The sequence below is a fragment of the Alteromonas sp. D210916BOD_24 genome, from assembly GCF_047159385.1.
In the GTDB taxonomy this organism is placed as follows: domain Bacteria; phylum Pseudomonadota; class Gammaproteobacteria; order Enterobacterales; family Alteromonadaceae; genus Alteromonas.
Genome location: NZ_AP038333.1, coordinates 2,079,089 through 2,093,847 on the forward strand (window position 1 = coordinate 2,079,089; position 14,759 = coordinate 2,093,847).

General features: G+C 45.8%; 9 protein-coding genes. 5 read left to right on the plus strand and 4 right to left on the minus strand.

Features of this window, described 5'->3' with window-relative positions; genetic code table 11:
- Positions 1-270 precede the first annotated feature (270 nt).
- The 3 genes from ACMCM8_RS09025 to ACMCM8_RS09035 all read left to right on the plus strand — a co-directional run bounded on the left by ACMCM8_RS09025 (position 271) and on the right by ACMCM8_RS09035 (position 6,257).
- Positions 271-2,970 carry a TonB-dependent receptor gene (locus ACMCM8_RS09025; RefSeq protein ID WP_412727552.1) on the plus strand — a complete coding sequence of 900 codons (2,700 nt, stop codon included), beginning with the start codon at positions 271-273 and terminating at the stop codon, positions 2,968-2,970.
- Between the two features lie 84 nt (positions 2,971-3,054).
- Positions 3,055-4,116: a metallophosphoesterase gene (locus ACMCM8_RS09030; RefSeq protein ID WP_412727554.1), complete on the plus strand. Its 1,062-nt coding sequence runs from the start codon at positions 3,055-3,057 to the stop codon at positions 4,114-4,116.
- Complete coding sequence (locus ACMCM8_RS09035; protein WP_412727556.1) at positions 4,113-6,257, plus strand: phytase; 2,145 nt, start codon at positions 4,113-4,115, stop codon at positions 6,255-6,257. The genes ACMCM8_RS09030 and ACMCM8_RS09035 overlap by 4 nt, the downstream gene beginning before the upstream one ends.
- Positions 6,258-6,427: 170 nt before the next feature.
- Here the strand turns inward: ACMCM8_RS09035 and ACMCM8_RS09040 are convergent, their stop codons facing one another.
- Positions 6,428-6,847: a CBS domain-containing protein gene (locus ACMCM8_RS09040; protein WP_412727558.1), complete on the minus strand. Its 420-nt coding sequence runs from the start codon at positions 6,845-6,847 to the stop codon at positions 6,428-6,430.
- Between the two features lie 180 nt (positions 6,848-7,027).
- Positions 7,028-8,068 carry an isoaspartyl peptidase/L-asparaginase family protein gene (locus ACMCM8_RS09045; RefSeq protein WP_412727560.1) on the minus strand — a complete coding sequence of 347 codons (1,041 nt, stop codon included), beginning with the start codon at positions 8,066-8,068 and terminating at the stop codon, positions 7,028-7,030.
- 337 nt (positions 8,069-8,405) lie between these two features.
- Between ACMCM8_RS09045 and sbcB the strand changes: the two genes are divergently transcribed.
- On the plus strand, positions 8,406-9,836 hold the full coding sequence (gene sbcB / locus ACMCM8_RS09050) for an exodeoxyribonuclease I (RefSeq protein ID WP_412727562.1): 1,431 nt from the start codon (positions 8,406-8,408) through the stop codon (positions 9,834-9,836).
- 164 nt (positions 9,837-10,000) lie between these two features.
- Entirely contained in the window at positions 10,001-11,656 is a 1,656-nt protein-coding gene (locus ACMCM8_RS09055; protein WP_412727564.1) for a DUF342 domain-containing protein, read from the plus strand.
- Between the two features lie 39 nt (positions 11,657-11,695).
- Here ACMCM8_RS09055 and ACMCM8_RS09060 read toward each other — a convergent pair whose 3' ends face one another.
- Both ACMCM8_RS09060 and ACMCM8_RS09065 read right to left on the minus strand, forming a co-directional pair.
- Positions 11,696-13,123: a diguanylate cyclase gene (locus ACMCM8_RS09060; RefSeq protein WP_412727566.1), complete on the minus strand. Its 1,428-nt coding sequence runs from the start codon at positions 13,121-13,123 to the stop codon at positions 11,696-11,698.
- A 222-nt stretch (positions 13,124-13,345) separates the two neighbouring features.
- Positions 13,346-14,521 (minus strand): thiolase family protein, encoded by a 1,176-nt coding sequence (locus ACMCM8_RS09065; protein ID WP_412722330.1) that lies wholly within the window; start codon positions 14,519-14,521, stop codon positions 13,346-13,348.
- Positions 14,522-14,759 lie beyond the last annotated feature (238 nt).

A 14,759-nucleotide genomic window follows, 5' to 3' on the forward strand; every position in this document is an offset into this window, starting at 1 on the left:
GATATTTGGCAGATTTGTCGAGGGTCACTTTAGCTCAATAATGTGACAGCTTAATGGCAAAAAATAAGCATGCTCCAACAGACGTAGTAAAAATTTATATTTTTCAACGTTTTATTTAGGGGTCAATTGAGCTCACTCAATCGCAGATAGCTGTTAAATCCGCTAACACCTTCATCTAGATAAAAAAATTGTCACATAACTGTCATGGGTTCTGCCTAGTGTGATTTGCCAATTGGACATCACACAGACTTAATTGGGACAACAAATAATATGAAAACGGCATACTCCACTGTAGCAATCGCCTGTCTCACAGCCCTTGGGCTTTGCATGACACCTTCGGTTCACGCGGCAGACGGGATCATCATTGGGTCCGTCAAAGATGCTGCCAAGGCACGCAGCTATACCGGAGCTAAAATACAAATCAAAGAATTGAATTTAGTTACCGAGGCTGGAAGCGACGGCAGTTTCCGATTTCCTGCAATACCCGCAGGCTCGTACACCTTAGAGATAAGCTATTTAGGGGAAGAGTCCGTAACACAAAAAATTGAAGTCAATGACAATGATATTGCCCGAGCCGTGGTAATCCTAGGTAAAGGCGCTACTATCGATGAAATACTCGTGCGCGGCCAAAGAAGTGGTCAAGCCAGTGCAATAAATCAACAGCGCGTTTCAGACCGTATATCTTCCGTTGTCTCTGCCGATGCAATTGGTCAGTTTCCCGATCAGAACGCTGCTGAATCATTGCAGCGGTTACCAGGCTTATCCATTGAACGGGATCAGGGGGAAGGTCGCTTTGTTGGCATTCGCGGGATAGATCCCAATCTCAACAATGTCACCATAAATGGTCTTAATATCCCCTCACCAGAATCTGGCGTGCGCTCTGTTGCCCTTGACGTCATTCCTTCTGAACTCATTCAAACTTTGGAAGTGTCAAAATCAGTTACACCTGACATGGACGGCGATGCCATAGGTGGTTCAGTTGCAGTAAAAAGTGTCAGTGCCTTTGACAAGCCAAAAGACACCGCCAGTGTCACCGTGCAAGCAAGCCAGAACACGCTGCGTGATGAGACCAGCCCAAAGCTATCTGGTACGTTTACCAAAAAGCTGTCTAACCAATGGGGAGTGGCTGGCGCCGTTTCGTATTTCGATAGAAGTTTTGGTTCAGACAACGTGGAAAGTAACGGCGATGATGAGTTAGAGCAACGTCATTACACGATTACCAGAGAGCGCTTAGGCAGTGCACTCAATATCGACTTTCGCCCAGACTTTAACAATCAATTTTTCCTGCGAACGCTTTATAGTGAGTTCTCAGACGATGAATATCGTCAGGCAAATATTTTTACATTTGACGGTGAAGACTCTGAAATTGAGCGCGAAAGTAAAGACCGTTACGAAAGCCAAAGCATCTTTACAGTGGCATTCGGCGGCGACCACCAACTGTCAAAGTGGCAGGCAAATTGGCAATTAGGGTATGCAAAATCAGACGAAGATGAGCCTAACGCACTGTATTACGTGTTCAAAACAGACAATGCCAGTATTGATGCTGATCTAAACACGCAACGACCAGAGATAACACAAAATGCCGATGCCATGGATTTGGCAAACTATGAAGTCGATGAAATTAGCATTGAGGATAACTACGCAAAAGATACCGAAACCAGTATCAAGTTTGACTTATCGCGACCGGTCAATATTGGTGGGTACTTAGGCGAGCTAAAACTGGGCTCGAAGTACCGCAGCCGAGAAAAGCAGCGCGATAGTCAAATTACCCTTTTTGACGGTGATTTTGACAACTTAGACGCAGCCCAATTCGGTGCGCCCAGCCCAGCATATAAGTTGGGAGATTTTGGTTCAGGGTTAGATCGCAAAGCAATGCGTACTTTCTTTAACGCCAACCGCAATTCACTTGAAATTGATCAATTGAATTCAAAGGTCGAGTCTCAAGGTGCCACTTACGTTAACGAAGAAGATATATTTGCCGCTTACATTATGGGTAGTATTGATATCGAAAAACTTCACGTGGTTGCGGGGGTACGTTATGAACAGACCGACTTTGCCACTTCGGGTATGCGTGTCGAGCTCGTTGAGAACGCGCAAACTGATGTAGAGGACGTCATCAATACTCCCTGGCAAGCGAGCAGAGATTATCACCACTGGTTACCTAGCCTAAATGCCCGTTACAGCTTCTCTGATAAACTTCAGTTACGGGCTGCCTATACCCAGACTCTCTCGCGGCCCAAGTTTGAAGATGTAGCAGCATTTCAAATTATTGAGAGCAAAACAGAAGAGGACGACGGCAGCTTTGTTACCGAGCGCGAAGCCGAAGTTGGAAACCCACAACTCAAACCTTACGAAGCACAAAATATTGATGTTACGTTGGAATACTACCCAGGCGATATAGGTGTAATTTCTGCTGGCTTATTCTACAAAAACATCGATAACTTTGTTGTGTTAGCCGACGTAGCCGGAACCCCAGGCTGGGAAGGGTTTGACGAAGTGGTACAACCCATCAATGGTGAATCAGCCGACCTTAGCGGGTTAGAGCTATCATGGGTTAAAGCGTTCAACAACGGTTTTATCATAGCGGCCAATGCCACTTTTACCGATTCCGATGCAACGACCCTATTGGATGGTGAAGAATATAAAACGTCATTGCCCAACCAATCCGATCGTATCGGCAATTTAACTTTAGGTTACGAAGCTGACGCTTTTAGTGTTCGACTGGCCACCACTTACAAAAGTGAAAACTTCGAAGAGCTAGATGGCGATATACTAAGAATGGAAGATGATCATGTACAGGTTGACTTGATGGCGCGCTATTACCTAAGCGATACCATGCAAGTGTATTTTAACGGCGTCAACCTCTCCGATGAGCCCTTTTATCACTATTTCGACCAGCCTAATCGCAATGCGCAATACGAGACTTATGGCCGTACTTTTGAGCTAGGCTTTACCTGGCAGTTGAACTAACCGGTTTCTTCATTGTTTTTATAACGGTGCCCGTTGAGTTTGAAACTTGTCCTACTCAGCGCGTACCGTATGAGAGAGTTTTTCATGCAAGTTTTATGTAACATTAACGTAGTGCGGTGGGCAGGCCTTTGTATTGCATTGGCAGTACTAGGGTTGCTACCGCCGCTTAAAGCCAATTCCCAGCCATTACTCAGTGAACCCGTTTATTCCCAACGCTACTACGATGAGACTCAAATAAAGGGGTTAGTGGCCCCTGATAATGCCGTAAGTTTTCTTACCCTGGGCGACTGGGGCAGAAACGGCCACTTTTATCAAAAAGCGGTGGCGCGGTGGCTGGATCTAGCCAGTTATCAGCTAGACGCTGAATTCGTAGCAACCACTGGCGATAATTTTTATAGCAACGGTATCGCCTCAATTGATGATCCATATTGGCAGTCATCCTTTGAATCAATCTACCACCAACCTCACCTGTTCATCGACTGGCACCCTGTGCTCGGTAACCATGATTATCGCGGTAATTGGCAAGCGCAAATTGATTACAGTGACAAGAGTCGTCGCTGGCAAATGCCCGCTCAGTACTATCACAAGACCCTAGCATTAGCGAACGGCGAAACCGCATTAGTCCTGTTTATCGATACTTCTCCACTTAACCCCGATTATGCCAACGAAGATAAGTATCAAAACGCCGTAGCGCAAGGAAGCAAAGCGCAGCTTGTATGGATTGATAAGATGCTTTCTGATAACACGCATAAGTGGAAAATTGTGATTGGTCATCACCCACTTTACTCCAGTGGCAAGCGGTATGGCACCACTGACACAATCAAAAATGTCCTAGAGCCGTTATTTCATAAACACCACGTAGATGCCTATATAGCCGGGCATGAACACGACTTACAACACAACCAATTTGAGAACGATAAACTGGTTCACATTGTTTCGGGGGGAGGCTCGGAAGTGCGCCCAGTAGGGCATTACTCCTTTACCCGATTTGCTAAATCGACAGGTGGGTTTGTCACGGTCAGTCTGACACAGGACACGCTACTCTTTCACTTTGTTGATCATCTGGGTCAAGTTATCTATAGCCATCGTGTTCACAAAAGCGACAACGGAGGTAATCAAGCACACAATAAGGAACCAAAGCTATGACTTACCGCACAGTATCCTGTATTGCCCAAAAGGTAATTTTCGCTTTTATCTGCTTAACCTTAGTGATTGATAAAAGCTGTGCTGAGGTCACTATCGAACCTGCGTCCGAAAACGCTGTACAACAGCATGAGTTAACCTCCATGCCTTTGATGCTTAGTCAGTTCGCGCACGGGTTTAACCGTCAACTACCAAGTAATAGTGTAGATGGGGAAAACCGCTTGGTAACTGTTTCGGTCAATGAAGGGCAAGGTATTACTCTGACTCAGGGCAATGTTTCCCAACATCTTCTCAAAGGCAATTTTTCGCTGGCTTATGCTGACACTGTAACAGTTTCTGTTTCTACTGAAGATGCTGATAGTAGTAAGGCGACACACCACGCTTTGATTTTGACTGCGTTTAATCACGATACGCAAGCCATCACACACGTTGAGGTTTCTCCTGAAACGCTTAAAAAGAAAGCCTCCGTTAACATACTGACTGACGGCTCGGAAGCCTTGTGTGCCCAAAGCTTTTTTCAACCAGAGACGCAACCAGGGACGCTACAAGAAACGCACATCGTGAATATTGATGCTAAGGGTATCTTCCATCAATACCTTGTACGAGACAATGTTGCTGTATCGCTGCGCAGTTTTGCTATTGGCCCGGGTGTAAAAAGCTGTGCGTTAAACAAAGACGCAACCACTGTCTATCTTGCGGACGAAAACGCCGGTGTATGGGAAATTGATACCAACATTGAAAGTGAAGTGGCAAGAACACTGCTGTTTCACCAACCGGGCATAGCTGTAGAAGGAATTGACACTATTGATATTCCTCAAGGCAACACAATCACGGAGCTGTTGGCATGGGTGAGTCCCGACAAAAGTGGCTTCTGGCTTAAATCGCCCTGTAATGTAAATTATATCGATGTAAAGTGGTTAAACAACCAGCAAAAGGCCGCCATCAAGCCAGAGAACATTGCGTTGGCGTTGACTCAAAATGCAAACGAACCGTCTTTATCCATTGTAGTAGACGATGACGATAGCGACGCCTTCTTTACAGCTTCAGTGCCTTTAACCACGCTATATCGGTTGTGTCCCATTGCCTCTGCCAACGAGCCGACATCGTTGAAAGTAATGCGTGTGACTCCAGATAGAGAAACGCAACCTGTCAATCACTTTGGAGACGCAGCAGATGATCCTGCCATTTGGGTGAACCAGCGTGAACCTGAAAATAGTCGTATTTTAGGCACGGATAAAAAAGGCGCGCTAAACAACTATACCTTGTCAGGTGAGCTTGTTCAGTCACTTGCCATTGGAAGAGTCAACAATGTAGATGTGGGTCTGAATGTTAAGCGCCTCGCCCTGTCACAGACAGAGAGTTCACGTATAGACATCGCTGTGGCGTCTAACCGTAGTCAAAATAGTCTATCGGTAATGTTGATCGATTCAGACGGGTTACTGGAACACCGTGGTGAGATAAGCACGGGTTTGAATGATATCTATGGCATGTGCTTATTTGTTGTTGATGGAACAGCGCACGTCATTGCTAATGACACCAGTGGTCAGTTTGAACACCATGTATTGACCTTCAGTGAGAGCGCCGCCGTTCGCGCAACCTTAACCCAAACATTTGCCCTACCCTCTCAGCCTGAAGGATGTGTCGTCGACCCGAAGACACTTACCGCTTACTTAGGCGAAGAAGGCGTGGGTATATGGATGCTTGATGTTAGCACAACTCGCAGTACTCCCCGCCTGGTTGCGCCAATTAATGCCCCTGTCGAAGCAGATATTGAAGGTCTTGCTTTATACGATGTCGACGGTATACGTTATTTAATTGCGTCAAGCCAAGGGAATAATCGCTATGCTATTTATGACACCACCGCATTGCCTGGCGCTAACGCCCGCACTTCAACCTTGTCCTTTGTTGGGCTTATTCAAATCGATGCAGACCTTGATAATCGTATTGATGGCGTGTCCGAGACCGATGGTTTAGAAGCGTCTAATGTGAATTTTGGTGGCATTTTTAGCGAAGGCCTGTGGGTAGTGCAGGATGGTCGAAATGTAATGCCTAGTGAAACGCAAAATTTTAAATTTGTATCAGGAAGTAAGTTGAGTGAAGCTATAAGAACGCTGCGAGAAAACCTTCCCTCAGGACAAAAATAAACCAGACTGTTTATAAGCTGCTACAGACTTTAATATCAAAATGACTTGTACCGATACGACATACCCGTCTACTTTAGAATACTGGCGGGCATGTCGTTTTTACGGAAAACCCACGCTTGCACCTGACAAGGCGGGAAAAGCGACTGTAACTGAGTGAATTCCAGTATCAACTAACCCGCTCGGCGGTAACCGTCATTGAGTTGTACATCGATGGCACGCAAAACTGCGGTACGATTGATGCACCCCAGCAATACACCGTCATCATCCACAATAGGGTATACCCGTGGTTTTTCTTTCAGCAGCATTTGCGCTAATTCAATGACCGACATATAAGGCTTGATACTCAGAACCGGGGTTTTCATTATTTCCCCCACTCGGCATATCTGCTCTCTGTAATAGCTAGACGCTATCATTTGCGCGATACAGTCCTGCTCAGATAAAAAGCCGACTACTCGCCCTTTACTATCCAGTACTGGCCCACCGCTTTGACCACTTGAAAGCAATGCTTCAACGGCCTGCGCGACGGGCATATCAACATTAAGCTTAACCGGGTGAGTATTCATATAGTCACTGACTTGCAACGATTCCATTTTACATTCTCCAGCCGTGGCACCTATTGTGGCCGATACTGCTAGCGTTTGGCGTTACGGCACTTCAATATATCTATTCCACGTGTGAAAGTTATCCCTCACACCTGAGCCTATTGCTCATTAATAAGACTAGACTGAGAAAGGTCGGCAAGCCAGCACTTTTTAACATTAAAATTACATTTAATCTTGGTAGATGGCGACTGTCACGTGGCCATCGGTGTCAACACTGGCGCGATACATCCCCTTGGAATTAAACGGCATGGCAATATTGCCCTGACCATCGATAGCGATAACACCTCCATCGCCTTTAGCCTTAACCAATACGCCATTAACCACGCTGTCTGCTGCTTCGGCAAGACTGATACCAAGATACTTCATGCGGGCGCATATATCCGCCGCCACATTGTAGCGAATAAAATACTCGCCGTGACCCGTTGCTGATACGGCGCAACTTTCGTTGTCGGCATAGGTACCGGCTCCAATCACCGGGGAATCCCCAATACGCCCATAACGCTTGGCTGTCATACCACCGGTTGAAGTGCCTGCGACAATGTTACCCTCACTATCTAGCACAACGGCACCAACCGTACCAAAGCGCTCGGTTCCCTGCTGAGTACCGTATCCATTGGATGCCTGTGCCATTCGCGCTTTCGCTTTATCCAGCGCCTGCTTGCGAAACTCGGTGTCAAATATGCGATTATCAACCTGTTCCAATCCATTTTCAGCGGCGTACGCTTCTGCCCCCTTACCTGACAGCATGACATGTGGCGACGCGTTCATGACCAAAAGCGCCGCTTCGATTGGACTTCTGATGGTCTTCACCCCAGCGACTGCACCCGCGTTTTTAGTGCCTCCGTGCATAATTGATGCATCCAGTTCGTGCTCGCCGTCAAAGGTATACACAGCGCCGATACCCGCATTAAAAAGCGGTGACGTCTCTAATATTTTAATGGCTTCAACCACGGCAACTTCACCTTTTTCTCCTGCTTTTAATAAGGCATATCCATGTTCTACTGCCTGTTTCAGCGTTGATGTATAGGCCGCTTCTTTTTCCGGAGTCATTGACGATTTAACAATAGTGCCCGCACCGCCATGGATGGCAATGGCCACTTTGGCAGAATGATTATCTTCAGACTCTGCGAATGCAGCTGCATTCAAGCAAAATAGACTTACCCCGGTAATCGCCAATTTTTTTAGTGATGTAAAACGATACTTAAACAAGGTGCTCTCCCAATTTTTATTGTTGTTAATTGTGAATTGTGCATGAAAAAGCGTTGGTGCAGCTCGCCTCATAATGTCGTCCCAATGCACGTATAGAAGCGCGATTGGGGAATTGACTGAATGAAGTATGCCTGCCGCTCGACGTGTTATAAACCTATCACTTTGGCAAGGGTAAACATAGCCAGAAGCGATAAAGTCCCTAATTGGTCACCTTAACGTCCATCGTGCTCATGCCTCTTAAGTGAATAAAAGATCAATTAGCCCACGCCGTTTGGTATTCAAATCCGTGCAGTGTAAACTACCCGCCAATTAGAATTTCAAACACGCTTCGGTAGTTATGCATACTCCTACATTCCTTTGGTACGACTTCGAAACATTCGGTACCAGTGCGCAAAAAGATCTCCCATGTCAATTCGCCGCCATTCGGACAGATTTAGATCTCAATGTAATCGGCAAGCCGATCAATATCATCAGTGCCATTGCTAATGACTACCTTCCCCATCCAGAAGCCTGTTTAGTGACCGGTATTACCCCACAGCAAACTTTGCGTGATGGCTCAAATGAAGCTGATTTTGCAGCTAAAATATTTCAGGAAATGGCCGCGCCCAACACCTGTAGCGTGGGGTTTAACAGTATTCGATTTGACGATGAAGTCGCGCGATACCTGTTTTATCGGAATTTTTACGACCCTTATACGAGAGAATGGCGCAATGGTAATAGTCGCTGGGATATTATTGATCTCGCCCGCGCCTGTTACGCACTGAGACCGGAAGGGATAAACTGGCCTACTCGCGAAGATGGCGCACCTTCTTTTAAGTTAGAAGCACTTACAGGTGCCAATAATATTGGTCATGACAATGCACATGATGCGTTAAGTGATGTTTATGCCACTATCGCACTGGCAAAGTTAATAAAAGAAACACAACCCAGACTGTTTGACTATGCCTATTCGCTGCGCAGCAAACAAGTCGTCATGCAACAGATTGATCTTTCAAAGCCATCAGTTCTGCTACATATATCTTCGAAACTTCCCGCAGCCCAAGGCTGTTGCACGTGGGTTATGCCAATTGCAAAACACCCCACCAATAACAATGCCTTTATCGCGATAGATTTAAGTCATAACATTGACACCCTGCTCTATGACTCAGCAGAAGAAATCAAACAGGCATTATATGCACCTTCAGATGATTACGACTCCCCGTTAGAGCGCCCTGGTTTAAAGCTTATTCATGCTAACCGCTCGCCTTTTATTACTTCGGCAAAAGCGATGACCGAGGAGAACGCCAAGCGGTTAGGTCTAGACCGAGAAACCTGTCTGGACAACTACCGTAAGCTTGCGAGCACCGATGGCTTGGCAGATAAATTGCGACAAGTGTATGAGCATGAAACCTATGACAATGAATTAGATATTGATCACGCACTTTACAGCGGTGGTTTTTTAAGTGACGAAGATAAGCGTTGGTGTGAGCAAGTGATTAACTCCTCCCCAGATGATTTAGCTACGCTTGCCCATGCTACCCAAAACGAGAACCTAAGGCGCTTGTTATTTCGCTATCGCGCACGGAATTTCCCCAACACGTTGACCGCAGATGAAATGCAGAAATGGCAACATCATCGCCAAGCGCGATTGACCGATAGTGCATTTCATGGCTCTATCACCATTGAACCTTACATGATGAAGCTGGAGCAACTGGCTCACCAACACCATGATGATCCAGCAAAGCAGGCGATTTTACGAGCCTTATATCAATACGCCGAAAATCTTTGACGGATGAGGCAGATAAGCATAGATTATAGGTGCCTTTCGCGGTAACGTTGAGCGATTCCACGAATGTATCTTCTCTGTGCCATTCGCCTTACATTTATTCAACGTTAAACAATCGATAGGCGCCGCCGATAACAAAACTACAAGTGCGCAAGGAAATAGAAGTTATGAATGGCGTAGAAATTAGTTTCGACAAGTCAAGAACCTACATAAATTTAGTATTAAAGCCTGCAGAATTTTCCTCGGAAGTCAGTGTAAGCGCAATCAAAGAAAAACTCGCTACTGGTGAAACAAAGAATCTTTACGTGTCAGAAAAGGCGCTAAAATCAGCCTGTGATACCGCCAACCACTATTTTAAAACCAGTGACAAAACTGAAGTACAAGAGCGAATTGGGGAACGCAAAAATGCCGAAGTTGAATTCCGCATCCCTGAAGACGCCATGCATGCAAACCTGGTAATTACTACCCCCTTCGGCGGTAAATTACCGTCTCTCGCAACCATCAAATCACTAGCAATAAAAAACAACGTCAAACGTGGCCTAAGTACTAAAATCATCACGACTATGCTTAAAAAGGCTCAGCAATTAGCGCCGGGTAGCATTATTGAAGAAACCGTAGCCAAAGGCCTTCCTGCCAGAAACGGTAAAAACTCTAGATTTGTGCCGCTTGTACCCAATGCACTGGAACGGGTGTTAAAGCCCCAAACAGGAAAAGGCGAACGGGTAGACATGCGCAATTTAGGTGAAGTGATTTGTGTAAAAATCAACACGCCTGTATTACGCAGAACTCAGCCCACTAAGGGCCGCAATGGTTTCGACGTCAAAGGTAATAGCCTACCCTCAACGGCTGGTGAATGGGTCGATTTTAAAATGGGTGGCGGCACTCTACTTGCCGACAATGACGAAAACCTGTTAATCGCCGCCATATCTGGCATGCCTAAATATCGCGATCAAATCATGACCGTTGATGACACCTTTATCTGCACGGGCGTAAACGTGGGGTCAGGTCACGTAAATTATGAAGGCGCGGTACTGGTAAACGGTGATGTAACTGAAAAAATGGAAATTAAAGCAGCCGGTGATGTCACCATTAATGGTTTCGTAGAGTCTGCTTACATTGAATCAGGTGGCGATATTATCATCACCGAAGGTGCAATGGGTAAAGTGAATGATGCTGAAGGTGAATTTCAATGCCGTTTAGTTGCTGCGGGCAGCGTACACGTTCAACATGGACAAGGTATTGATATCCAGTGTAATGGCAATGTTACTGTTGGCCGTCAGTTGGCCTACAGCAGATTGCGTTGCGGTGGTGCTGTAATTGTAGGGCAAATAGACAAGCCCATGGGTAACTTGTTTGCCTGCGATATTGTTAGTCAGGACAAAGTAGAAGCAGGCACATTAGGAGCGGTATCGGGCAGTACATTGAAAGTCGATTTCAGCCCAGGGTTTAATCTGCTGCTTGAACGCAAAGACTCACTTGATGATTTGTTAAAACAGATCCGAGAGAACAACTTAAAACACCGCGAAAAGATTAACTTAATACAAAATAAGAAAGTGCCTAAAGAGCTTCAACGCAAAGTGGCAGAGGCACTGGAGTTGTTCAAAAATGAAAGTGCCTTGCTGGAATGGCTTGAAAACAAAGCCAATGACGTTCAGCGGGCAAAAGAAAATTACCAGTCTGATATCAAGTTGATTGCCAACAAACGCCTTTACCCTGGTGTGTCGGCTAAGCTAAACAACCGCAACTGGCGTTCTGAGCGTGAATACGACAGAGCATACATTCACTACGACTCTCACCAGTGGCATTACGAACCATTGATTTAAGAGGGGCCTCGTCACGGTCCCTACCCTGCTAACATTTTGTTACCCTTCGGCAACAGATACCACACCGTACCCAAGGCGCTTTGATTGAAAAAGTGCCTTATTGGTGCGTTCAAACCAGTCGGTAAATTCTTCGTCTTCACGCAATTCAGACATACCCATGGCAATTTTGAAAGTTGTTGAGAGCAGTCGATGCCCTAGCATACAAGCCATCAACCTGTCCGCTAAATGTTTAGAAGACGCCAGTTCTGTTTGCGGGCACAAAATAATAAATTGCTCGCCGGTGAAGCGCGACACTACGTCGACTTCCCGTACCGTGTCTAAACAACTTGCCGCAACCGCTTTTAATGCCTCTTCTTTACCTACTAATGATGAAGCAACGTCGTTGTTAATACTTGTCAGCTCAATCACAATTAATGATGCGGTGGTATGAAACCGGTGGAAGCGCGAAATTTCTTCTTCTGCGCGCTGTATCATGTGATTGCGGTTGTACAGACCAGTGACTTTATCGTGTGCCGATAAAAAGGCGAGGGTTTTATTTTTCTCAAGCAAATTTGCTTGAAGCGAACCAATTTCGTCATTCTTTTGTTTTATGATTCGGTTGTATCGGACAATACAGCGCTTACGCGCTATAAGCCAGAAAAGTACCAAAAGCACGATTACCACTGACAATAACATCACGGTATAATTTCGCGCATAGCGGATCTGTACATTGTTCCACTTTTTGTAAATTTCTACTTTTTGCCGCTCAGGAATATGCTCTATCGCGTAATTGAGCTTGTCTACTAAATGCCCATAAGACTTATTCACCCCGAATGCCAGCGAATCAAAGGGTTCGGCATAACCCACAATAACCAAATCCTTTAAATTAAGGTTATTGATGTGCATGTTGACACTCATTATTGAGCCTACTAATACATCAAACTCGCCCTTGGCAAGTTGCTGTAACCCCTCTTCTTCAGAGGCTACCAGTTTCAGGCGTAAACTCGGGTAATAACGCGAGATATATTCTACCTGGCGATAGCCTTGTACTATCCCAACAGTGCGGTTACCTATCCCAGCATACCCCTGCAACATTGGCATGCCTGTTTTAGCCACTAACACGTTGGGCGCTTCAAAATAAGGTAAACTGAAATCGAGAAATTGTTTGCGGTAGTCTGAAGTATTGAGCATGGGGATCACTTGACATTTTCCCTGCTGCACATAAGAAAGACTTTGTTGCCAGCTGTCGGTAGGCACCAACGAAAATTTCAGTGATGCTAGCTCTTCAATCAAAGCCATATACTGAGCAGAAATGCCAATATGCTTACCGTTGTGAATCGACTCATAAGGAGCCCAATTCGGGTCGATACAATACGTCACCTCTTCGAGCTGCCCGTTAATCACGGTGTTTTCGTTGTACGCGTACGCAGGGGCAATGACAAGTAGCGCAGCCCAGCTAGCTATGATGGTTAACCAACGGTTTCTCACTCGTTTCAACCGATCCTCTATTACTTTCGTGACAATCATGACAAACGGCAAGTATTTATCTTAATCCCCTAAATTGCAATATTTTTACGTTAACTTTCAACAATTTGCCCAAGTTACACGCTATTTATATTGAAATATCATTATTTACAGTGGAATTTCACACCATGTAAACACAAGTGGCACCGTAATAGGCGCCACTTTGATCACTATCAATAGTAATGATTAGAGCATTTCTACGGCCAATGCTACCCCTTCGCCGCCACCAATGCACAAAGAAGCAATGCCTTTTTTGCCACCCCGTTGTTTCAATGCATGAAGCAGAGTCACTAGAATTCGCGCACCCGATGCACCAATGGGGTGACCCAACGCACAGGCGCCACCTTTTACGTTAACTTTGCTCTCATCGAGCCCAAGCTTTTTAATTGCCAGCATGGTCACCATAGCAAAGGCTTCATTGATTTCGAATAAATCTACGTCGTCTTTTGACCAACCCGCTTTATCAAGCACTTTTTCCATTGCCCCTACTGGCGCGACAGTAAATTGCTCAGGCGCAATAGAGTGCGTTGCATGCGCGACTACACGTGCAAGAGGCGCTAAACCCAATTCATTAGCCTTACTTTCACTCATTACCACCAGTGCGGCGGCACCATCAGAAATAGAGCTTGAATTTGCCGCCGTCACCGTACCGTCCTTTTTGAAGGCAGGGCGCAGAGTAGGAATTTTTTCAGGACGCGCAGTACCGGGCCCTTCATCAGTGTCTACCACTACATCGCCTTTTCGGCTTGCCACAGTTACCGGTACGACTTCGTCGTTAAACGTACCACTGTTTATTGCTTCATGGGCTTTGGAAAGTGAACTCAAGGCGAACTCGTCCATTTCACCTCGGGAAATATTTTCTTCATCGGCAGTGTCTTGGGCAAAACACCCCATCGCTTTGCCATCATAAGCATTCTCAAGGCCATCTAGCATCATGTGATCAAGCACTTGGCCGTGCCCCATCCGATATCCACTGCGCGCTTTAGGTAGCATATAAGGCGCATTACTCATGCTTTCCATACCACCTGCTACCACGGAGCTGGCACTGCCTGCCTTAATCAAATCATGAGCCAACATTACCGCTTTTAAGCCTGAACCGCACACTTTATTGATAGTGGTCACGCCCGCACTTAGTGGTAGTCCCGCGCCCAAGGCGGCTTGACGAGCCGGTGATTGTCCCAAGCCAGCTGGCAGTACACACCCCATGATGACTTCATCAATCACAGACACATCAACATCTTCACAAGCGGCTTTGATCGCCACCTCACCAAGTTGCGTGGCCGTCATGGCTGAAAGACTGCCATTGAAGCCGCCCATAGGCGTGCGTTTTGCCGCGACGATAACTACTGATTCATTGTTCATATTGTGCCCTTAAATCTTATAAATAATTAAATACCCACGTGCTGAACCTGCACTGGTTGTATACAAAAGTAAACACCCATTATGGTGACAACTCGACACTGACACCATGAAAAATTGACGTTAGTAAAATGTTACTTTACCTTAACGTAAATTGTAATTAACGTTAACGTAAACCTGCACTGATAATGTGTCAACTACACGCTGTGTTTTAGTTTAGCGTCTGTGTACACACTGGTTG